The organism is Nostoc sp. UHCC 0870, from assembly GCF_022063185.1.
GTDB lineage: Bacteria > Cyanobacteriota > Cyanobacteriia > Cyanobacteriales > Nostocaceae > Trichormus.
The window spans coordinates 2,047,501-2,069,833 of sequence record NZ_CP091913.1 but is presented as its reverse complement, the minus strand read 5'-3'; the positions used below and the strand labels follow the sequence as shown (position 1 = coordinate 2,069,833).

At 41.0% G+C, this 22,333-nt stretch carries 15 protein-coding genes, 2 tRNA genes and 2 rRNA genes (1 of these 19 cut by a window edge); 12 read left to right on the top strand and 7 right to left on the bottom strand.

Going from position 1 to position 22,333, the window contains the following annotated elements; translation table 11 throughout:
* Positions 1-4 precede the first annotated feature (4 nt).
* Positions 5-706: a CAP domain-containing protein gene (locus L6494_RS08960; RefSeq protein ID WP_237993940.1), complete on the bottom strand. Its 702-nt coding sequence runs from the start codon at positions 704-706 to the stop codon at positions 5-7.
* Between the two features lie 324 nt (positions 707-1,030).
* Here L6494_RS08960 and L6494_RS08955 point away from each other — a divergent pair, with 324 nt between their 5' ends.
* The 5 genes from L6494_RS08955 (at position 1,031) to L6494_RS08935 (ending at position 9,621) form a co-directional block, all read left to right on the top strand.
* Complete coding sequence (locus L6494_RS08955) at positions 1,031-4,609, top strand: response regulator (RefSeq protein WP_237993938.1); 3,579 nt, start codon at positions 1,031-1,033, stop codon at positions 4,607-4,609.
* A gap of 267 nt (positions 4,610-4,876) precedes the next feature.
* Positions 4,877-5,707 carry a CheR family methyltransferase gene (locus L6494_RS08950; protein WP_237993936.1) on the top strand — a complete coding sequence of 277 codons (831 nt, stop codon included), beginning with the start codon at positions 4,877-4,879 and terminating at the stop codon, positions 5,705-5,707.
* Positions 5,707-6,279: a chemotaxis protein CheB gene (locus tag L6494_RS08945; protein ID WP_237993934.1), complete on the top strand. Its 573-nt coding sequence runs from the start codon at positions 5,707-5,709 to the stop codon at positions 6,277-6,279. The genes L6494_RS08950 and L6494_RS08945 overlap by 1 nt, the downstream gene beginning before the upstream one ends.
* A 4-nt stretch (positions 6,280-6,283) precedes the next feature.
* The gene (locus L6494_RS08940; RefSeq protein ID WP_237993931.1) at positions 6,284-8,386 is read left to right on the top strand and encodes a response regulator; all 2,103 of its coding nucleotides are present in this window, start codon (positions 6,284-6,286) and stop codon (positions 8,384-8,386) included.
* A 383-nt stretch (positions 8,387-8,769) separates the two neighbouring features.
* On the top strand, positions 8,770-9,621 hold the full coding sequence (locus tag L6494_RS08935; RefSeq protein WP_237993929.1) for a universal stress protein: 852 nt from the start codon (positions 8,770-8,772) through the stop codon (positions 9,619-9,621).
* A gap of 82 nt (positions 9,622-9,703) precedes the next feature.
* On the opposite strand, the gene psbM is transcribed toward L6494_RS08935, so the two are convergent.
* The 6 genes from psbM to L6494_RS08905 all read right to left on the bottom strand — a co-directional run bounded on the left by psbM (position 9,704) and on the right by L6494_RS08905 (position 15,958).
* On the bottom strand, positions 9,704-9,820 hold the full coding sequence (gene psbM, locus L6494_RS08930) for a photosystem II reaction center protein PsbM (protein ID WP_237993927.1): 117 nt from the start codon (positions 9,818-9,820) through the stop codon (positions 9,704-9,706).
* A 119-nt stretch (positions 9,821-9,939) separates the two neighbouring features.
* Positions 9,940-10,236 carry a 2Fe-2S iron-sulfur cluster-binding protein gene (locus tag L6494_RS08925; RefSeq protein ID WP_237993925.1) on the bottom strand — a complete coding sequence of 99 codons (297 nt, stop codon included), beginning with the start codon at positions 10,234-10,236 and terminating at the stop codon, positions 9,940-9,942.
* Between the two features lie 162 nt (positions 10,237-10,398).
* Positions 10,399-10,536: a photosystem II reaction center protein K gene (locus tag L6494_RS08920; RefSeq protein ID WP_010995059.1), complete on the bottom strand. Its 138-nt coding sequence runs from the start codon at positions 10,534-10,536 to the stop codon at positions 10,399-10,401.
* Between the two features lie 145 nt (positions 10,537-10,681).
* Positions 10,682-11,824: a tRNA guanosine(34) transglycosylase Tgt gene (gene tgt, locus L6494_RS08915; RefSeq protein ID WP_237993923.1), complete on the bottom strand. Its 1,143-nt coding sequence runs from the start codon at positions 11,822-11,824 to the stop codon at positions 10,682-10,684.
* Between the two features lie 172 nt (positions 11,825-11,996).
* Positions 11,997-12,449 (bottom strand): hypothetical protein, encoded by a 453-nt coding sequence (locus L6494_RS08910; RefSeq protein ID WP_237993920.1) that lies wholly within the window; start codon positions 12,447-12,449, stop codon positions 11,997-11,999.
* A gap of 590 nt (positions 12,450-13,039) precedes the next feature.
* The gene (locus tag L6494_RS08905; RefSeq protein ID WP_237993918.1) at positions 13,040-15,958 is read right to left on the bottom strand and encodes a HEAT repeat domain-containing protein; all 2,919 of its coding nucleotides are present in this window, start codon (positions 15,956-15,958) and stop codon (positions 13,040-13,042) included.
* A gap of 226 nt (positions 15,959-16,184) precedes the next feature.
* Here L6494_RS08905 and L6494_RS08900 point away from each other — a divergent pair, with 226 nt between their 5' ends.
* From L6494_RS08900 to L6494_RS08870, 7 genes are all read left to right on the top strand, one after another.
* The gene (locus L6494_RS08900; RefSeq protein WP_237993916.1) at positions 16,185-16,565 is read left to right on the top strand and encodes an alr0857 family protein; all 381 of its coding nucleotides are present in this window, start codon (positions 16,185-16,187) and stop codon (positions 16,563-16,565) included.
* A gap of 190 nt (positions 16,566-16,755) precedes the next feature.
* Complete coding sequence (locus tag L6494_RS08895; protein WP_442947008.1) at positions 16,756-18,198, top strand: hypothetical protein; 1,443 nt, start codon at positions 16,756-16,758, stop codon at positions 18,196-18,198.
* Between the two features lie 2 nt (positions 18,199-18,200).
* Positions 18,201-19,388 carry an ARPP-2 domain-containing protein gene (locus L6494_RS08890; protein ID WP_237993914.1) on the top strand — a complete coding sequence of 396 codons (1,188 nt, stop codon included), beginning with the start codon at positions 18,201-18,203 and terminating at the stop codon, positions 19,386-19,388.
* Between the two features lie 318 nt (positions 19,389-19,706).
* Positions 19,707-21,197, top strand: a 16S ribosomal RNA gene (locus L6494_RS08885).
* A 124-nt stretch (positions 21,198-21,321) separates the two neighbouring features.
* Positions 21,322-21,395: transfer RNA gene (locus L6494_RS08880), tRNA-Ile, on the top strand.
* 80 nt (positions 21,396-21,475) lie between these two features.
* A tRNA-Ala gene (locus L6494_RS08875) sits at positions 21,476-21,548 on the top strand.
* Between the two features lie 256 nt (positions 21,549-21,804).
* Positions 21,805-22,333: ribosomal RNA gene (locus tag L6494_RS08870) — 23S ribosomal RNA — on the top strand; it runs 2,303 nt beyond the window's last position.
* The 16S and 23S rRNA genes sit together here with 2 tRNA genes alongside, the layout of an rRNA operon.

Genomic DNA, 22,333 nt, shown 5'->3' with positions numbered 1-22,333 from the left:
ACAGCTATTTTTCTATGTAGCCTCCAGCATAAGTAATTACACACATTGTTCTATAAACCTTGTGAGTGCCATAGGCAACACCAGTCACTTTAAAATTACCATTAAAAATATTGGTGCGATGACCCCGTGATGGTACGCCATCATCAATAATTAATTGCATCACAATATCTTGGGCAGTGTTAGGGCCGTAACTAATATTTTCGGCTGCTGTAGTTTGCCACCTACCATAACGATTAATGCGAGTGGAAGGGGTGCTACCATCACTACCATTATGACCAGTTGTGCCTTTTGCACTCTGATCTTTAATGTGATCTCTAGCACCTAAAGACATTCCCTTAGATATCCTTAATGTTCCCACAGGAAGGACTGACTTGAGAAAAGCGATCGCTTCATCAACAGCCTTGACTCCTTCTTGTGTGACAAGATAGGTATTACTGGAAAGTTTCACGCGATTGCCTTGAAAGCGTTTTCTATAATTTTCTATGATGGGAATATATGCCTTGGGGTTTGTTCTGACTTTGTTCATTTCTTTAACTACCTGTTGTTCCAAAGGTGAAATAAAACGAGTCTTAGCTAATAGTATTGGACTCGTTGTTGGCACTAAATCTACAGTAGATTGTGCTGTTGAGGTATGAGATAGTGTTAATATACTAGCTATAAAAGTTACTAAAACTCTTGACATAAACACGTAAAAATTACCTGACATATGAAACACCTCAATTTTTTATACTTCAGCACGAAATTTTAGTTAACATAAGGTTGTTTCTCAACAACCCCTAATGATTACAATAAACTTCGTAGCTTTAATTACAATAAAATGTAAAGGGTAAATATAAGTATTTGTTTTCTATGGTACTTGGCAAAGTAAAATATTAGCTTTCCACTAGCATTGCTAGACAAGAGCTAATGACCTTAGTTTCTCAAAAAAATCGGAGCAATGCAGTTTGATGAGTTAAATAAAATTGCTATATTCAATCATAATTTTTCACATCTGAGCAAAATTATCGTAAGTAAAACGTCCCCAGTAATAATGTTAAACCGCCTTAAAATTGGCTCTAAAATTGGAGCAGGTTTTGCCTTGAGTTTATTAATATTGAGTACAATAGGTTTGATATCTTACAAAAGTACCAAAGAACTAATAGCAGCTTCACTTAAAGAAAAACATACATATAATGTACTTAGTAAAATAGAAGAACTAAGCACTCAATTAAATAAAGCTGAAACTGGACAAAGAGGTTATATTCTTACTGGAGAACAGAGTTATTTAGCACCTTATATAGCAGCTACAAAAGTGCTGGATAAAAAAATTGCCGAACTTGAAAATCTGACTCTAGATAATCCCCAGCAACAGCATCGTTTTGATAGGTTACAGCCACTAATCAATCAAAGAATCACTATTATGAAAAAAGTGATTGATCTACGGGAAGAAAAAGGATTAGATGCGGCTCGTCAAGCCATGCTTACAGATGAGGGAAGAGAACTGATGGTAGAAATCAGTAACCTGAGTCAAATAATGAAAGCAGAGGAATTGAGACTATTAGAGTTACGAACAAATCAAGCGCAGATTGCTGCTAATCGGACACTCACTAGCATCACTTATAGTATTCCTTTAGTATCTTTTTTATTGGCTTTAGTTGGGTTCTTGCTGACTCGCCATATTTCTACCCCACTAAAGCGAATTTCTGAGGCATCAGAAAGAATGGCTAGTGGAGATTTATCAGTCAGTTTACCAAATAACGATCGCCTAGATGAAATTGGTGTATTGACGCGTACCTTTAACCAAATGGTGGCAAATCTGCAAATCAGCACCACAAAAAATGAAGAGCAAAATTGGCTCAAGTCTAATTTGGCTGAATTTACTCAAATGCTCCAAGGACAACGCCAACTAGAAAGCGTATCAAGGTTGATTTTATCTAAACTTACACCACTGGTTGGCGCACAACAAAGTGTATTTTACATAATGGATGAAATGCAGCAAGAGCCTATACTAAAAATGTTAGGTAGCTATGCTTATAACGAGCGTAAACAGCTAGCTAACCAGTTTCGTTTGGGTGAGGGACTAGTAGGACAATGTGCCTTAGAAAAACAAAGAATTTTATTAACAGAAGTATCTCAGGATTACATTTGTATTAGTTCGGGTTTGGGTTCGTCTTTACCTCTGAATATTATTGTATTACCTGTCGTATTTGAGAACAAAGTAACGGCGGTAATCGAACTTGCTTCTTTAGGGAAATTCAAGGAATTACAATTGATATTTTTAGACCAATTTTGTCAAATCATTGGAGTATTTATAAATAATATTGCTGCTAACTTACAAACTCAAAAGTTACTAGAGGAATCTGTAGATTTAGCTAATGAGCTAAAACAGAATAACCAACTTTTAGAACAGCAGACACAAGAATTAGAAACGTCAGAATTACTGCTCAAACAGCAACAAGAAGAATTACAACAGTCAAATGAAGAATTACAGCAGCTTAATGAAGAACTTGAAGAAAAAGCTGAATTACTAGAAGTACAAAATCAAGAAGTAGCCCGCAAGAATCAAGAAATTGAAAAAGCTCGACAGTCTTTAGAAGAAAAAGCCAAGCAATTGTTCTTATCTTCTAAATACAAATCTCAATTTCTGGCTAATATGTCTCATGAATTACGCACACCACTAAATAGTTTATTGATTTTATCCAAGCTTTTAGCAGATAATACCGCAGGTAATTTAACTAGTAAACAAATAGAATACAGTCAAACTATATACTCTGCTGGCACTGATTTATTAGAGTTAATTAATGACATTTTAGACCTAGCAAAGATTGAATCTGGGACTTTATCATTAGATTTAGAGGCAATTAAATTTGTAGATTTATATAATTATCTGGAACGTGGTTTCTCTCAAGTTGCTTACAATCAAGGATTGAGTTTTGATATTCAACTAGATGATCAATTGCCTCCAACAATTGTGAGTGATGCCAAACGTTTGCAACAAATACTCAAGAATCTTTTATCTAATGCCTTTAAATTTACTGAAAAGGGAGGCATAACTTTAACAATTAGTATGGCTGCACTCAATACTGACAATCAGATGATTGCCTTTGCTGTTAGTGATACAGGTATTGGTATTCCACCCGAAAAGCAACAGGTTGTATTTGAAGCATTTCAGCAGGTAGATGGTACAACCAGTCGTAAGTACGGAGGAACAGGCTTAGGCTTGTCCATTAGCCGCGAACTAACGCAGATGTTAGGCGGTAGCTTAGAACTTGTTAGCCAACTAGGCCAGGGAAGCACCTTTACACTTTATCTACCCCAAACCTATCCTAGCAGTGGAGAAACTCAGCCTCTTACCTCATTGCCTCCATCTCCTACTTTGCGAGAAACTCCCATCCAAAAGCCGATCGAACCATCCCCCAGTCAAATCCCAGACGATCGCCAAAAAATTCAGCCAGGTGATCATGTGTTGCTCATCGTTGAGGATGATGAAAAATTTGCTCGCATCCTCCTAGAAATGGCACAACAAAAAGGTTTTAAGGTTATAGTTGCGCTCCAAAGCAAACAGGCTTTAGCATTAGCACAAGAGTATCAGCCAGAAGCGATTACCTTAGACATCAATCTGCCAGACATAGACGGATGGACACTGTTAGATCGATTAAAACACGATCCCCAAACTAGACATATTCCAGTCCATATCATGTCTGTAGATGATAGACAACAACGGGGTTTACAGTTAGGAGCAATCACTTATTTACAAAAACCTGTATCAACAGAAGCACTCAATCAGGTGTTCACTGAGATGAAAAGCTTTATTGCGCGGAAAGTCAAACATCTCTTAGTGATAGAAGATGATCCGGTGCAAGCTCAAAGTATTATCGAACTCATCGGTAACACAGATGTGCAGAGTACATCTGTAAATACGGGAACAGCCGCATTAGAAATTTTAAAAACGCGGCAGTTTGATTGTATTGTCTTGGATCTAGGTTTGCCTGACATGACCGGCTTAGAACTGATTGAATACATCAAGCAAGAACCGAACCTCTTGAAACTCCCAATCATTGTTTACACTGGTAAAGAACTCACCCGCCACGAAGAAACGCAACTAAGAAGATTAGCAGAGACAATTATTATTAAAAATGTGCGATCGCCTGAACGATTGTTAGATGAAACGGCTTTATTCTTGCATCGAGTCCAAGCCAACTTACCCCCAGCCAAACGCCAAATCCTCGAACAATTGCAACAAACTGACCCTGTGCTAGCTCATCGCAAAATTTTGATTGTCGATGATGACCTCAGAAATATCTTTGCCTTGACTAGCCTGTTAGAAAGTTATCAAATGGAAGTTCTGTTTGCTGAAAATGGGCGAGACGGGATTGAGAGACTACAAGCCAACCCTAATGTTGATGGCATCTTAATGGATGTAATGATGCCAGAAATGGATGGCTATGAGACTACCCATTACATTCGCCAACAACCACAGTTTCGCACCCTACCAATTATTGCCCTCACAGCCAAAGCCATGCCAGGCGATCGCGAAAAATGTATCGAAGCCGGTGCTTCTGATTACATCACTAAACCCGTAGATACAGAACAGTTGCTGTCACTACTCAGGGTTTGGTTGTACAAGTAGTATTTTTTTCCATTGCATAACTTCACTTTGATCTGATGATACTTAATTGCGTAAAGCCTGCGGCATAGCTGCGCTTAGATCGAAATGGAGTGGGAGCATCGTTGCGTAAAGCCTGCGGCATAGCTTCTCCTGTCAGAGAGGCTGCGCCAACGCTTAGAGCGGAGCGGGACGTTAGTCCATTGCGAATTGCGAATTGCGAATTGCGAATTGGTTTTATTGGCTCTCCCCTAATGACTTAGGATTGCTATATATTTTGCAATCATAAATATGATTTTGCCTAAACCCAGTTTAGAGGACATTGAAATTCAGTTGTTATTGGAAGGTTTATACCAATACTACGGTTATGACTTCCGTAATTATGCCCTAGCTTCTCTTAAACGACGAATTCACAGCTTTATGCACTCTCAGGGTTTAAAGAATATTTCTGCATTACAAGAAAAGCTACTACACGATCGCACCTGTGTGGATCGCTTTTTAGTGGATCTTACAGTCAATGTAACATCAATGTTCCGTGACCCCAGTTTTTATCTGTCCTTTAGACATAACGTAGTACCACTACTGAGAACGTATCCCTTTATTCGCATCTGGCACGCTGGCTGTTCCACTGGGGAAGAGGTCTACTCAATGGCAATTTTACTACAAGAAGAAAACCTGTATCATCGTTGTCGCATATATGCTACCGATACTAATGAAAAGGTATTGCAAACGGCCAAAACTGGTATTTTTCCTCTCAAACTCATGCAAGAGTATACTCAGCTTTATTTAAAAGCAGGTGGCAAGGAGTCTTTTTCACAATACTACACCGCAGCTTATGACCATGCCATTTTTCGCGCCTCATTAAGAGACAATGTGATCTTTGCCCAACATAATCTCGCCACTGACAGTTCTTTTAATGAATTTAATGTCATATTTTGCCGCAACGTTTTAATATACTTCAATCAGATACTGCAAAAACAAGTACATACATTGTTCTATAACAGTTTGTGTAATTTTGGAATTTTGGGTTTAGGCAGGCAAGAATCACTCAGATTTACGCCATATGAGCAATATTATGAAGAAATAGCTAAAGGTGAAAAGCTTTACCGGAGGCTAAATTAGTGTGCTTTAAAATTGTAGTAATTGGAACTTCTTTAGGAGGATTGTCGGCGTTACAAAATATTTTAGGTGATTTACCTAGCGATTTTCCCGCAGCGATAGTAATTGTGCAACATCGTCACAAAGAATCTGACGAAACTTTCAAGGTATTACTCCAAGAATACACATTATTGCCTATCCAGGAGGTAGAAGATAAATATGAAATCATACCAGGTAGAGTATACTTAGCACCGGCAGATTATCATTTATTAGTCGAACCTGGTTATTTTGCTCTTTCTATTGATCAACCTGTTTCTTATGCTAGACCATCTATAGATGTGCTGTTTGAATCGGCAGCTGATATCTATGCAGAACGAGTTATTGGTCTGATATTGACAGGGGCTAATCAAGATGGTAAACAAGGTCTCAAAAAAGTAAAAGCACGGGGAGGTATTACCATCGTACAAGAGCCAAGCACAGCCCAAAGTCCAATTATGCCTGCCGCAGCTATTTCTGATCTGGCAGTAGATTGGATTTTGCCGCTACCAGATATTTCTCATTTACTAGTCAATCTTTGTCACTCTACAGGGAACTGAACTCATGCAGCCCGAACCCAAAGTAAACATCCTCCTGGTGGATGATAAGTTGGAAAATTTGCTGGCACTAGAGGCTATTTTGGAGCGTTTGGGTGCGAATTTAGTCAGAGCGACTACTGGCGAGGAAGCTTTAAGGTGTCTGCTGCATCAAGATTTCGCCGTAATTTTGTTGGATGTGCAAATGCCAGGGATGGATGGTTTTGAAACTGCTACCCTCATTCGTAGCCGGGGGCGATCGCGTCAAACTCCGATTATCTTTTTGACAGCATTTAGTACCAGCGATCAAATGCTATTTAAGGGTTATGCTTTAGGGGCTGTGGATTATCTCCTCAAACCCCTAGACTCGAATATTTTGCTGTCTAAAGTGACGGTGTTTGTAGAACTATTTAAGAAAACTGAAGCAGTCCAACGTCAAGCAGATCAACTCGCCGCCATTAATGCCGAACTACGGCAAAGTAAAGAAAGATTTTGTTCTTTGAGTACCTGTTCGCCTGTAGGGATTTTTGAAATAGACACAGAAGGGTTATGTAAATATACTAATCCCCGTTATCAGGCAATTTGTGAATTGAGTGCTGTAGAGAGTTTACAAATAACATGGCTAGAATCAGTTTATCCAGAACATAGAGAAAGAGCGATCGCTAGTTGGTCTAGATATATTCAACAAGGTGGCAATTATTCAGAAGAATTCCAGTTTCAAACAACTGATGGTAGTGTGCGGTGGGTACAGGTACGTTCCTCACCTATGCTTTCCAATCAAGGCGAATTATTGGGTTATGTTGGGACTTTAGAAGATATTACTACCCGTAAACAAGCCGAAGAAATCCGCGCGCAAGTGATTCGGGAACAAACCGCCAGACAAGAAGCAGAAGCCACAAATCGCATGAAGGACGAGTTTTTGGCGGTACTATCCCATGAACTCCGCACACCCCTGACAGCAATGCTGGGCTGGTCAAAAATCCTGCGTGTCAAAAAATTAGACGAAAAAGCCACAGCCCGCGCCTTAGAAGCAATTGAACGTAATGCTAATACTCAGGTGCAACTAATTGAAGATATTTTAGATATATCAAGAATTATTCGGGGTCAGCTGAGGCTCAATTTCTGTGCTGTTAATCCTATTACTGTGATCGAAGCCGCTTTAGAGGTAGTGCGACCCTTAGCGGATACAAAAGGGATTAAATTATATACTGCTCTTGATGCTACCTTGGGTTCAGTCTGTGGTGATCCAGCGCGGTTGCAGCAAATTGTCTGGAATCTCCTCACCAATGCTATTAAATTCACACCCCAAGGTGGTCAAGTAGAAGTCCACCTAGAAGGTATAGAATCGAAAAGCCCAATTCAAGGGGAACTCTTAACTGGAAAAGAGAATCAGCAGTCTTCTAATTCTCTTGCTTTGAGTATTCGTAAATCTGCTGTTTGCGCTCAAATCAAAGTTATAGATACAGGAATTGGGATTGATCAGGACTTTCTCCCCAACGTATTTGAGCGTTTCCGACAAGCAGACAGCACTACCACGCGATCGCACAGTGGACTAGGTTTGGGACTGGCGATCGTCAGAAATTTGGTAGAGTTGCACGGAGGCACAATTGCTGCGGACAGTCCAGGAGAAGGGCAAGGTGCAACTTTTACTGTGCAGTTACCACTGATTTACTCAAGCAAAGAGACTTTTGGTAAACCAAGAGAAAATATTCTTGCCCTTAATTCCACTCCTCTCAAGGGCATCAAGGTATTAATTGTTGATGATGAAACCGATACTCGGAATTTCTTGGTTTTCTTGTTGGCAGAGTATGGCGCGATCGCGGATATTGCCGCATCAACTGATACAGCCTTAGCAATGATTGAACAATCAAAACCAGATATTTTGATTAGTGATATTGGAATGTCAGAACAAGATGGCTACACTCTGATTCGGAAATTACGTAATCTTGAAGCACAACAGGGAGGCCATATTCCAGCGATCGCTCTAACGGCATTTTCTAGTGAGGATGACAGTCTACAAGCTCTCAAAGCTGGGTTTCAGCAACATATCTCTAAACCTGTTGACCCCAATAAATTAATTGCTACAGTCACCAGGCTATTAAAATTACCGTCTTCAGTTTCAGTGAGTTAATGCGAATGTACTGTCAAAAAAAGGCGGATTTACCCGCCCTAGATATTCACCAATTTTGCAATACTTAATTATTTTCTAATTAAAAATATTTAATATAGATTAAAAAAAATAACTAACATCATAAATTGTGAACTTTATCAGGCAATATTAAGAGTAAGCTTAATTATTGAAACCTAGTTGAAAAGTTAAGTAAATAAGCCACAAAAAAACTTAAAAAATCATTAGTATTTAAGACAATTACTACTTTTAGTGTTAATGGCTAATGATTAAAAGTCCAATTGTGCTAGCTTAATTACTAGGTTGTTGAGCAAAGTGGTGACAATCTCATCGGCATTAACTACTAAAGATTAAACACCAAGCAACCTTAACAACAAGACGTAACAATGATAGAAAAGATTTTGCTAGCGGTTTCTGGGTTAGGACACGCCGAAGAAATGCTCAAAACTTTGAAGGAAGTGCCATCAATCCACAATGCAAAAGTAACCGTTCTGCACGTTGTTCCTGCTCAAAGCACTTCGGCGGCAATGACAGATAAATGGGAGGAGGGGGGAAAAATTCTGGCGAATGCCATGCAATCATTGAATTTAGACCCTTCTCAAGTATCTTCGATTTTGCGCCAAGGCGATCCTAAAGATGTTGTCTGTCAAGTAGCAGATGAAATGGATGCTGACTTAATTATTATGGGTTCTCGTGGACTCAAGCGTCTGCAATCAATTTTATCGAACTCAGTAAGTCAGTATGTGTTTCAATTGTCTTCTCGTCCCATGTTGCTGGTTAAGGATGACATTTATGTCAAAAAAATTAAGCGCATCATGGTAGCGATGGATAACTCTGATGCAGCGAAACATTGCTTAAATTTAGCTTTGTTCTTACTGCAAGGTATTCAGGGTAGTCAATTAATTTTGGCTAACGTCACTACTGATTTACGTGGTAAAACCTCAGAAGTGGCTGAAATTAGCCCAGACAAAAACCCAGTGTTAGCCGCAGCAGTAGCCGAAGCGCAAAAATACGGTGTGTCAACTCGCTGCTATTCTAGTAGCGGCAAACCTGGAGAAGAAATTTGTCGCTTGACAGAACAGCTGAACGTAGACTTATTATTACTCGGTTCTCCCGATCGCCGTCCATCGGTTGCGAAAAATTTTGTCGATATCGACCGACTCATCGGTGCTTCTTTATCAGACTATGTGCGAGTCAATGCAACTTGTCCTGTTTTATTAGCACGAACAACGGCTTAATTTCCTTGTCAGTCTAGCAGTTGATCAATAAAAACCCCTATACCATATGGCATAGGGGTTTTTTATTTTATACAAACAATGATCAACTATCTTTTTTACCTTCGCGGCTGGCAGTTTGAATGTAAAGAATTATCAAAAATACGGAGGGAACTAGCACGAACAGAATGCTCGCTACGAACCCTAGCTCATTAACTTGCATGGCAAGGAAGCCTCTCTCTAATTTCCAGTCAACAATTTTAGAATAGCATCATCAACGCCAGTGTTAGCTCTTTTTTTTTACTTACCTGCAAAGGTTAATGCAGGGAAGAATTAAAAAGATTAAGGTTTAGTTACTACGCTGACTGCGCCATTGACTAAGGTTTGACAAGCGAGACGGTAATTGGCAGGCTTTTTCTTCAGCATCCGATTTTCCACATCTGTAGGAGTAGAAAGATTTTCTATGCCTTCAACTATCTCAATTACACAAGTACCACACTGACCGCCGCCGCCGCAATTTGTCATCTTGCCAATAAACTTATAGATGTCAATCCCATTTTCTATTGCTTTTAGCCGCAGATTAGCACCATCCGCCGCTATAATTTCTTTGTTTTCTTTGACAAATTTAATATTGCCCATAACTGAATAATTCCTCTTTAACTGCACGCTGGCCGGGCTATACATTTATATTACTGAGTCTACCCTAATTTATTACAAAAAATTAAGAATTATCAAGAGAAAATAAGCACAAAAAAATAGGACAGGTATTTTACCTGTCCCATCAATTGTTAGTTTCTTGACTTACCTAAATCCCACTGCGGCTTGCCATACGAAAGCAAGCAATAAAAAGAAAACGGGAATAATTGGGAGAACGTCTACCAAAGGATCAAAAATTTGGTAAGCTTCAGGCAATTTTGCTAATAATAGTGCTGCTTCCATGTTTGTTTAAATCCACCTAATCCAACACAGCTTTCATAATTGAGATGTATCTTAACACGGTTTGGGCATTGGGAATTGGGCAATTTAATGAGTGGATTTTGGATTTTAGATTTTGGATTGGATTTCCATCTGACATCTAAAAATCCTATTCCTCATTCTCTATTGCCGATTCCCCATTGTCTGATGAATTGAGCCAATGACCAAATTCTGCCATGAAGCGATCGCTTAATATAGCTTCACGAATTTTTTGGGTAAAACGAATCAGTTCAGTAATATTATGAATGCTCAATAAGGTATAAGCTAAAATTTCCTGCGATCGCACTAAATGGGAAATATAAGCACGGCTGAAATTTTGACACGCATAACAAGGGCAAGTTTCATCTAGTGGCGTAAAATCGTCACGAAATTTTGCATTTTTTAAATTCCAACGTTCACCTTTGACCATTGCTGTGCCGTGTCTAGCCCAACGGGTAGGAATCACGCAATCAAATAAGTCTATACCAGAGGCGATCGCAATTACCATTTCCCTATACGTCCCCACACCCATCAAATAACGCGGCTTTTCTGGTGGTAACAAGGGCGCGGTAGCTTGGACAATTTGCGCCATCATTTCTGGTGGTTCTCCCACACTCACACCGCCAATAGCGTACCCAGGTAAATCTAGCTGAGTTAAAGCATGAGCAGCTTTGGCACGTAAATCTAAATATACACCTCCTTGCACAATACCAAACAATGCCTGATCACTACGCTGATGAGCGACAGTGCAACGTTCTAGCCAACGGTAAGTACGCTCAGTCGCAGCTTCTACTTCCTGGCGAGTAGCTGGGTAGGGTGGACATTCATCAAAGGCCATGATGACATCAGCCCCCAGAATATTCTGGATTTCTATCGAGCGTTCTGGCGTTAACTTAATAATTCGCCCATCATGAGGAGAGCGAAAAGTTACCCCCTCTTCTGTAATTTTCCGCATTTCACTTAAGCTGAATACTTGAAACCCACCAGAATCAGTCAGCATTGGGCCATCCCAGCCCATAAACTTATGCAAACCGCCTCCACCAGCAACAATTGCTTCCCCTGGTTGGAGGTGGAGATGATAGGTATTAGATAAAACCATCTGCGCCCCAGTTTCTTTTAATTGGGCTGGGGTAACAGTTTTCACATTAGCCAGCGTTCCCACAGGCATAAAACGGGGAGTTTCTACAACACCATGAGGGGTAAAAAATACACCTGCTCTGGCTTTGGTCTGGCTACAACGAGCCAGAGACTGAAAATCAAATATGGCACTCAAGGTAAAAATAAGTTGATTTAACTATATGGACAAACTTAATCAGAACTTAGGAATAGTGTAAATTTTTACCATAATTGGTAATAAACAAACAGCAATTGATGTTACTTCATCTTGTACCGTTTATCTATTACCAATTTGTGACTTTTTGAGTATATGTTATTTAGATTTTTATTTAAAACGCATCAGAACAGTCGTCATCAATTTCTGCATCCCATCTAGCAGCCAGGACCTCATCCATCATCGCCTCGATCGCACTGACATTCCATTGTCTCTGTTGACGTTCTTGCAAAGGCGTGGATAAGGGAATCAGTCGCAAACACATACCTTCTTGCATTAAATCAAAGTAAGTTTCTTGTTGCAGAGACTGCTTAAGTTCCAAATAATCAAAACTCTCAACATTCAGGTAAAGCGCACTATTAGCGACTAAGGTAGACCGTTGCGGGTTAGCAAACACTTCCATCACATCCCCTTCACCCTCGCTCAGTAGCTTGTCTTCTTGGGTGTAGATGTAGCGGACTCGACCTAAATCAGCCAATAATCGCTTAATGTCGAGTTTATTGACAATAATGCCCGTGTTAACAATGCACGGAGCAGGTATCTTGGTGTCGGGTAGATGATGACTCATAAAAAAATGCAAAATGAGCTTAAGTGAGTACAACAGAGCTAGACAATTGCTTACAGAGCTTGTTGCCCCTCTATATAAAAAAATATCAACTTTTGAGAGCAATCGTCTAAATACCTACAGTAAATTATTAACTTTTGGTTGGGAAAAAAATTACACTGTATGTGAATTCACTGTGTGGCAATTTTAGCTTGCTAAACTTCAATAGTATTGCCCTATTGTTAAGCAGGCAAAAACCAGATTACAGAGTACAGCATAGCAAAATTTGCTCAGTGATCCCTTCATTCATGCCAATCTTATTTAAAGATTTAAAAAAAACTCTTTGGTTTAGGGGAAAGTAAAGCCGAATTGTTGAAACCCTCGACCCCTAGACTGTTAAATATCCAAAACCTTTATTTTTTCGTCTTCCTGCGTAGCTTTAATGTATCAGAACTTACCTGTACAGCTTCTTGGAGCGATCGCTATACGAAGAATACAGCAAAGACAAGTGCATCCCCAATTCTTGAAAATTCCAGGCATTTACGTCATAAAATATCTGCGTTACTCTGCGAGATGCGGCGCGAATGCGAATCTCCGCCTTAAAAAACTAAAATTTAGTAACTCCTATGCCAAGCTTGATAGAACTCTTGATAACTCATATTTTCTGCACAGTACCAAATTAGTTTATAGGCATCACAATATAATTGTAAATTTTGTTCTTGTGACCCATCAACAAAATATTCATTTAAAGCTCCAATTACCTTTGGAAGCTGTTTATAAAGAATAGTTTCCTTGATATTATCTCCTGCTCGTTTGCTTAAAGACTTACTTTTACTTGATTTTAGCAGTGTTAATAAAGTTGTCAGTGCTAGATCATTACCTGGATCAAATTGTGCTAATTTATAAGCTCTGCGTCTTTGAATATTTTCATCATCACAGGATGTAATACCTTTAATTAATGCTGTTGTTTTGGCAGAATAATGAGAAGATATAGCTTGATATTTTGGTAGATGCTGACTGTCTTTTTTAGGTGTAAGTTCACTACGCCGTAAGACCATTAAATTTTCTACAGCTTGTTTTTGTTGTGACTTATCTTTACTTAATGCAGCTATTGTTTCTAAAGTAGAAATAGCAAACACACTACCCCTATCGAATTTTCCTAAAGAATAAGCCGCTTTGCGGCGTGTGGCTTCATTTTTAGTGGAGTCAATTACTTGTACTAAGGCAGCGATCGCAATAGAGTTATTAGGGTCTATTCTACCCAAGCTATATGCAGCCTGCCAACGGATAGATTCATGACGGACTGTTTTAACTAAATTTTCCAGTGTTGCGATCGCAATTTTATTTCCAGGGTCAAAAGTTCTACCCAGACTGTAAGCAGCATTCCAGCTATCAAACTCATTTTGACATGATTGAATAAATTGCTCTAGGGCTGCGATCGCCTTTACACGATCAGTTTTGAGTAATGCTACCCGCGCACCTTCCACAATTGGCGGCGGATATCTCCACCACTTTTGTTTCTGAGTATCAAAATAGCCAAAACGCCACTTAATTAATTGCTGAATAATATTATCAGCATTGTGATAATCTCCAAACTCTGCTATACCTTGCGCTGCTAAAAAGTAGGCTTGATAACTATAAAATCCACCACATTGATCCTCAAAGTTAATTAAAGCTGCAATAAATGCTGCTTTATCAGCTTGTGGTATATCGTTTCTACCTAGCCATAGTAAAATTACTTCCCGCCATTGTGGTTCAAAAATACGATAATTGTTTTCTATATCTAGTGAAAAATCTTCACTACTCTCTATTTGCAAATTCAAAAAAAACCGCCAATTTGTTACAAATTGGGCAGCAAAATATTCCTGAAAAGTTGGATGATAAAACGCATAAACTTTTTCTGTTAAATTTTCTGAAATCCCAACTTGATTTAGCCAACCCAATTTCAAAGCTAATTGAAATAATCCATCATCAGGATTACCTAACACTTGACATAAAAAGCTATGTTTTAAGCGAAATTTAGTTTTCTCTTGAGTAATAGCCAATAGTGCTAATTGTCCCAATGCTTGATTTAATTGTTGTCTCTGACCTAAAGTTGTCGGAAAGCGGTCTTGTTTCCACTCATAAATTGCCTCAACAAATTGCTCATATAACATAGCTTTAGTAGTAGGGAATTTTCCTTTTCCTAATCCCCAAATACGACACAGCAAAGCTAACCGTAAAGGATTTTTAACTGCGTCTCTAATTCGTCGCCTTTTGGGTTGCTCTAACTCAAATCGTAGTTTTTCGCCTATAGTTGAATCTGCACGAAACCATTGCCGAATAAATTGACTTACCCGGTCTGGTGTATGACTATCACCGTAAGTAAAATGTAAGTTGCAATAGGTGTCAAAACTTTCTAAAACATTCTTCCCTGCATCCCAAACATTCCGGCGACAAGTCAAAATCACTGTAGCATCTGTGATCCAACCTTTGAGATAACTAGCGATTTTTGCTAAAGCCAAGGTAGATGCGATCGCCATTTCATCTACCGCATCCAATAATAACCATACCTTTCCCTGATTAAACTGTTGGCAAAATTCCTCTTCTATCTCTGCGGAAACACGTAACTTTCGAGTAGCTGAAGGTAGCCAATTTTGAATTAAATACTGTTCTAAACTTTTACCCTGTAAGTCTGCTAAAGAAATCCAAATCGGCAAGTCTGTGGTATTTTCTACTACCCAAGTAGCGATTTTTTGCAGTAAAGTAGTTTTTCCTGCTCCTGGTTCGCCAATAATGGCAATCCGTTTGCTTTGTTTTGCTTGTATGACCTGTTGCAAAAATTCCTCATGGTCAAAAGTTTGAGTAACTTCCGTATCTTCTGGTTCGTATAAACGAGAACCTTCTTGTGGAGTGACATCATGATGATAATGCGATCGCTGTTTTTGTTCCACCAATCCCAAAGACACATAAACTTGATCCAATTCAAAACTGACACCATCAGCGATCGTGAGAGGATTAGTTGTGAGGCGTTTAATATTATTGACTTCTAAATCAGCACGACAAATTTGTTGCCAATCTAGAAGTAAAGAAGAAGTGTTTTCAATACATATCTCTTTTCTTGCTGCTACTTGCTGAGACTTTTCTGGACGACGACGTTCCCACTCCCGATCAAATTGTTGTAAGTTAGCTGTGATATCTTGGCGTTTATGCCACAAATTGAGGGTAAAGTGCCAGGTTTCCGAACCTCCACGAGATGGACGATTATCCTCTAAAATCTCCAAAAAATCAGCAAACCGCTTCAAGGATTCCTTAATTTGTGCTGCATTTAATTCCACATCACCAGGAATTAAAGCTGTTAGTGACTGGAGAAATCGCACCTTGGTTCTGACAACTAGACGATAATCACTTTGCCAACGAGTTTGAATCTGAGGACGCAAAGCATCTAAAGCTGATTCATCGCAGTCCATTGCATCATTAGCATAAGTCAACAGCAACCCTAATAAATGCCGCGATCGCCTTTTTGCTTCTGCTCCATAACTCGGTCTTGCCATCCCAATTGTCGCCGAAATTAATAAAGTTGGGGGATTCCCCTAAGTTTACCAATCTCCCCCAGCTTGAACAACCAGACTTTACAAGCTTTTGAGCCGATAAACACCCTGATTAGCTTAGGGGAAACTCCTCCGCATATTCTGAATTTATAGACAGGGCAACTCAAGCATATAAATAGAAACCTCAATCTATAAATCAACAAACAAAAAAATATTACTAAAAACGATTATGTTAAAACTAACTTACACAGAAAACAGCGTTTACCTAGAATATCTCAACGAATCTTTGCCGGATTGGGTAAGCAAAAGAGTTATGTTAGCTCTGCGTTCTGCTACAAAACTTTACATTGAACCCACCACAGCGACATTTCTAATTGCAACGGAATCATCTCTCATACCCGACTTAGAACAACTATCTCAAGAACATCCCATAGAAATTTGCCCTTGTGACACGTCCTCAGCCGAAGTTATTCTCAAAGGCATTTGGTTAACATCCGATATAGAAAGCGAAACAGGAATTTTTTTGACAACCTTGAGCCAATCTACCGAATTACTTCTCCAGCATCTCTCCAAAACCCAGCAACGATTAACTACAGCCTTAGTGAATTAACGGAGTAAACACACTGCGCTCCTCTGCGTAGACTTAGCGTTACTCTGCGTTAAAAAAATTATAAGCCTCAATCACTCGCTTAAAAAGTCTTGCTGTTCGCGGGACTATGGTACAACTTCCGAACCCAGTCTGTAAAACTGTCCTAGCCAGTTGTGCCGCCTTTCCCCGAACAGCACCCTCTTCAATTTCTATGCTTATGACTACCAACCGTTCCGACCAAGTTGCACAAGAAGATTTGGTAATGTTTATCAATGCTTGCCTAGCTTGCACAGGACAGCGTGAATTTTATGATGATGCTTACGGACAAAGACTATCAATTGATTTTTTACATGATTATATTCTAGGTAATTACCGCCTACTGTATGTCCGTTCCTTAGCAGCAGGTATCAACCATTTCAATCAAGCCCAAATCATCCTGAAACTACTAGCCACAGGAAAAAATACACTTCCAGAACATCGAGAAGAAGAAGGCGCGCTGATTGCCCATGCACTCAACACCTTACCGCCCCAAAGAGCTTGGGGAGTATTGCAACAACTACGCCAAAGAAAAATTAATAATCGTCGCAGTAGAGCGATCGCACGGGATTATTTAAGTATGCGGCGTGATCTAAATTTCGATGCTGTGAAGTATCGTGCTAAAGTCAGAGCGATCGCCACCCATGCACACCTAAAATTACCAGGTGAATTAAGTAATTTTCTGTTTCGCAACTGGCAACAAAAAGTTTATACCACCGAATTATTTGAAAACTTTCGCCAAGCACATTACAGTGCTGAAGCCGTTTACACGCTACCTTTTACAGTCGCCGAAGGCTTGTCCAAAAAACATAAAATCCCCCGCGAAGTTTTCTTATCTCGAATTCAAGACCAAATGACTTTGGGGGAAAAGTTGCGTTGGCAAAATGCGGCAGCACGTATTGAAAAAGCCGATATATATATAGATGTAGATTTGGGTCGTCTTCCCCTCACCAAACTGGCGTTATATATCCTTTCCTTACCCCTAGAAACACGACAACAGCAACAAGAAATTTTAACCCAAGCTTTGGAGCGATCGGCACAAAACACGTTAAAAAAAGCACCTTTAAAATTAGGAAAAGTTGCAGCCGTCTTAGATTGTAGCTATTCCAGTTCCGGTTCTAGTGAAAAGCGTCGCCGTCCCTTGGGTGTAGCCGTTGCTGCACACTACCTACTCAAAGCCGCATCACAAGAATATCGCCCTTTTTGGACAGTACCCACAGCAGATCCACTCCTAGCCCGTCCTGCTGGACAGACTGACTTAGCAACACCATTACTAGCAGCCTTAGCATCCGACGCAGAATTAGTAGTGATTGTCTCTGATGGTTGCGAAAACGATCCACCCAACGGTGCAGCAGAAGTATTACGAATTTATCGCACCAAATTAGATCCCCAGAAAAAAACTTCCATCATTCACTGCAACCCGGTGTTTAATGCTGAGGACTTTTCATTACATAACCTCAGCCCTAGCATCCCCACGGTTGGACTTAGAGATGCAGAAGATTTACCAACAATGCTCGGATTTGCCAGTTTTGCTGATGGTTCTGCACCTTTATCAGAACTAGAGGCTTATTTAGCCGCAAGAGTGCAACAAATGTTGAACAATTCCGCCAGGGCTTAAACATGGCACAGAAGAAAAGATTATTAACAGATATCTCGCTGAAAGGATTAGAAATTGCCCCCTCACAAATCAGAGGCGCAGTCCGTATTGTCCCACTAATTCGGCAGAATATACGTAATGATTTGCGCTTAATGCGTCGTTCCTACCAAGAGGATATAACAGTTGTCGGACTGGAAGGAAGACTCACAGAACCCGGGATCAAATATTTTTCTTATGTTCCCCACAGCTTAGTCATGTCGTGGACTGATGATGGTAGTCCTGTAGCAGTCTGTGGCGGACAAATACTTAAGTCCGATGGTAAACGCCAAGAATATGGTTGTGCAAGCGTGCGTTTAATGCACCGCATGGCCAAACGAGAGTCAGCTAACCAACTGAGATTTTTGCCCTTGCACCTAGCAATGGAAGGTTTTTTATCGCTGTTTTTCTCAGGGCTGACAATTGCTTGGAGTGAATATTCTAAATATGCACTTTCTCATGGATTGGGTTCGCGTTACGAAACTTCCGTGAGTGGACGTTACATTGCTGGCTTGGAAGATGCTTTACGCGTATTTGAAATTCATGAAAGACAAGTTGGGGTGTTAGTCTTCGTTGCTGAATCATTAGCATCAGCTTTTTTAGTTCCCACCCCAGAAGACTATCGCGCCTTGCATACCAGCCTTTTAGAAGACTTTTATGGTGAATTAATTTACCAGTACAGCTTACTTTACGATACAACCTGGCCTATGGAGACCAATATAGATGACTCCAAGATTAATAGTTTGGCAGATTTGGGAGAAGCGATCGCTAAAATGCGAGAGGACTGGGCATCCTTCCAAGGCTTCATGGCAGAGGGATTACTACAACGTCAGTTAAATTCTCAGATAGTGTACACATCTGGCTCTTTTCTGCTGCAAAGGTTCATCACCGACTTACAACCCAAACACGAAAACTATATTGGTGAAGCAATCATCCGTGAATCAGGAGAACTAGAATATCTCAAAACTTACCGCCTATCAGAAGCACAAATTCGCCGAGCCTACCTATTGAGCAAATTAGCCGAACAAAACTGGAATCTCGAAGCAACCGCCAAAGCACTCTCACAAACTACCGAGGACTTCATTGCTCGTCTAGAATCTGCTGGTTTTGGATACCTGCTAAATCAAGCAGTTCGTGATGCTGCACTCAAAAAAAACAAAAAATCATGTAGATGATTTGCTCAACTATGTTGATTATAGAAAATAGCAGAAATATTCTAGGCTGGAATGCTTATCTAACAAGGATTCTGAAGAGAAATACAAGAACGCAAAAAAAAATTAGAAAAAAAGAGTTGACACTGAAAGAGAAGTTAGATATATTGGATAAGTGCCTGAAGGGAAGAGCGCGACGAAGCGCAGTCCGGGGGGCAACCGAACCTTGAAAAAATTATAGTTTGAAAGCCTAAAAAAAGCAACTACCCTGCGTCAAGAAAATAAAGACACCAGGCTGAGGTGGTAAAAGAGCAGCCAAAAGAGCTAAAAGAAAGACTCAACAAAATGGAGAGTTTGATCCTGGCTCAGGATGAACGCTGGCGGTATGCTTAACACATGCAAGTCGAACGGGAATCTTAGGATTCTAGTGGCGGACGGGTGAGTAACGCGTGAGAATCTGCATTCAGGTCGGGGACAACCACTGGAAACGGTGGCTAATACCGGATGTGCCGGAAGGTGAAAGGCTTGCCGCCTGAGAAAGAGCTCGCGTCTGATTAGCTAGTTGGGGGTGTAAGAGACCACCAAGGCGACGATCAGTAGCTGGTCTGAGAGGATGATCAGCCACACTGGGACTGAGACACGGCCCAGACTCCTACGGGAGGCAGCAGTGGGGAATTTTCCGCAATGGGCGAAAGCCTGACGGAGCAATACCGCGTGAGGGAGGAAGGCTCTTGGGTTGTAAACCTCTTTTCTCAGGGAAGAAAAAAATGACGGTACCTGAGGAATAAGCATCGGCTAACTCCGTGCCAGCAGCCGCGGTAATACGGAGGATGCAAGCGTTATCCGGAATGATTGGGCGTAAAGGGTCCGCAGGTGGCACTGTAAGTCTGCTGTCAAAGAGCAAGGCTCAACCTTGTAAAGGCAGTGGAAACTACAGAGCTAGAGTACGTTCGGGGCAGAAGGAATTCCTGGTGTAGCGGTGAAATGCGTAGAGATCAGGAAGAACACCGGTGGCGAAAGCGTTCTGCTAGGCCTGTACTGACACTGAGGGACGAAAGCTAGGGGAGCGAATGGGATTAGATACCCCAGTAGTCCTAGCCGTAAACGATGGATACTAGGCGTGGCTTGTATCGACCCGAGCCGTGCCGGAGCTAACGCGTTAAGTATCCCGCCTGGGGAGTACGCACGCAAGTGTGAAACTCAAAGGAATTGACGGGGGCCCGCACAAGCGGTGGAGTATGTGGTTTAATTCGATGCAACGCGAAGAACCTTACCAAGACTTGACATGTCGCGAATTTCCTTGAAAGGGGAGAGTGCCTTAGGGAGCGCGAACACAGGTGGTGCATGGCTGTCGTCAGCTCGTGTCGTGAGATGTTGGGTTAAGTCCCGCAACGAGCGCAACCCTCGTTTTTAGTTGCCAGCATTAAGTTGGGCACTCTAGAGAGACTGCCGGTGACAAACCGGAGGAAGGTGGGGATGACGTCAAGTCAGCATGCCCCTTACGTCTTGGGCTACACACGTACTACAATGCTACGAACAAAGGGCAGCTACACAGCGATGTGATGCAAATCTCAGAAATCGTAGCTCAGTTCAGATCGAAGGCTGCAACTCGCCTTCGTGAAGGAGGAATCGCTAGTAATTGCAGGTCAGCATACTGCAGTGAATTCGTTCCCGGGCCTTGTACACACCGCCCGTCACACCATGGAAGCTGGTCACGCCCGAAGTCATTACCTCAACTTTTAGGAGAGGGGGATGCCTAAGGTAGGACTGGTGACTGGGGTGAAGTCGTAACAAGGTAGCCGTACCGGAAGGTGTGGCTGGATCACCTCCTTTATAGGGAGACCTAAACCACTCAAGTAACGAAAACAGCGAAAGTTGTGAATAGAGACTGAGAAGGTCTAACCTAGGTCGGTCGCAGAAGTTGAAAAGGCTTTCAAACTAATAATTAGGTTCTTTTGGGCTATTAGCTCAGGTGGTTAGAGCGCACCCCTGATAAGGGTGAGGTCCCTGGTTCGAGTCCAGGATGGCCCACCTGAAAGTAATTAGTAATTGCTAATTCGTAATTCGTAATTAAATACGAATAAAGAATTGCGAATTACGAATTATGATTTGGGGGTTTAGCTCAGTTGGTAGAGCGCCTGCTTTGCAAGCAGGATGTCAGCGGTTCGAGTCCGCTAACCTCCACCTGAAAAAAAAGAAACCGGAAAATTCAGCAACTAACAGTAAAGATATATAAAAGTATGTATCGATAAAGAGTTAGACTGCTGGGTGAAAACCAGCCAGAACCTTGAAAACTGCATAGATAAAGCGAGAAATTAGCAAACACCGAAGAGAGAAAGTGATGAGTGCTGAGAGATGAGTGCTGAGTAAAATCAGTGTGAAGAAATCAGAAATCAGAGCCGGAAGCAAAGTGTTTGCCGGATGAAAACCAATTGTTTGTGGTCAAGCTAATAAGGGCTCATGGTGGATACCTAGGCACACAGAGGCGAAGAAGGACGTGGTTACCGACGAAATACTCCGGGGAGTTGGAAGCAAACGAAGAGCCGGAGATGTCCGAATGGGGCAACCCTAAATACTACCTGTTGAATATATAGACAGGAAAGAGCCAACCCAGCGAACTGAAACATCTTAGTAGCTGGAGGAAGAGAAATCAAAAGAGATTCCCTAAGTAGTGGTGAGCGAAAGGGGAAGAGCCTAAACCAATTGGTTTACCGATTGGGGTAGTGGGACAGCGATAACGAATCTTGGAGACTAGACGAAGCAGCTAAATACTGCACCAGAGGAGGTGAAAGTCCTGTAGTCGAAAGTTGAAGGATAGTAGCTGAATCCCGAGTAGCATGGGGCACGAGGAATCCCATGTGAATCAGCGAGGACCATCTCGTAAGGCTAAATACTACTGTGTGACCGATAGTGAACAAGTACCGCGAGGGAAAGGTGAAAAGAACCCCGGAAGGGGAGTGAAATAGAAC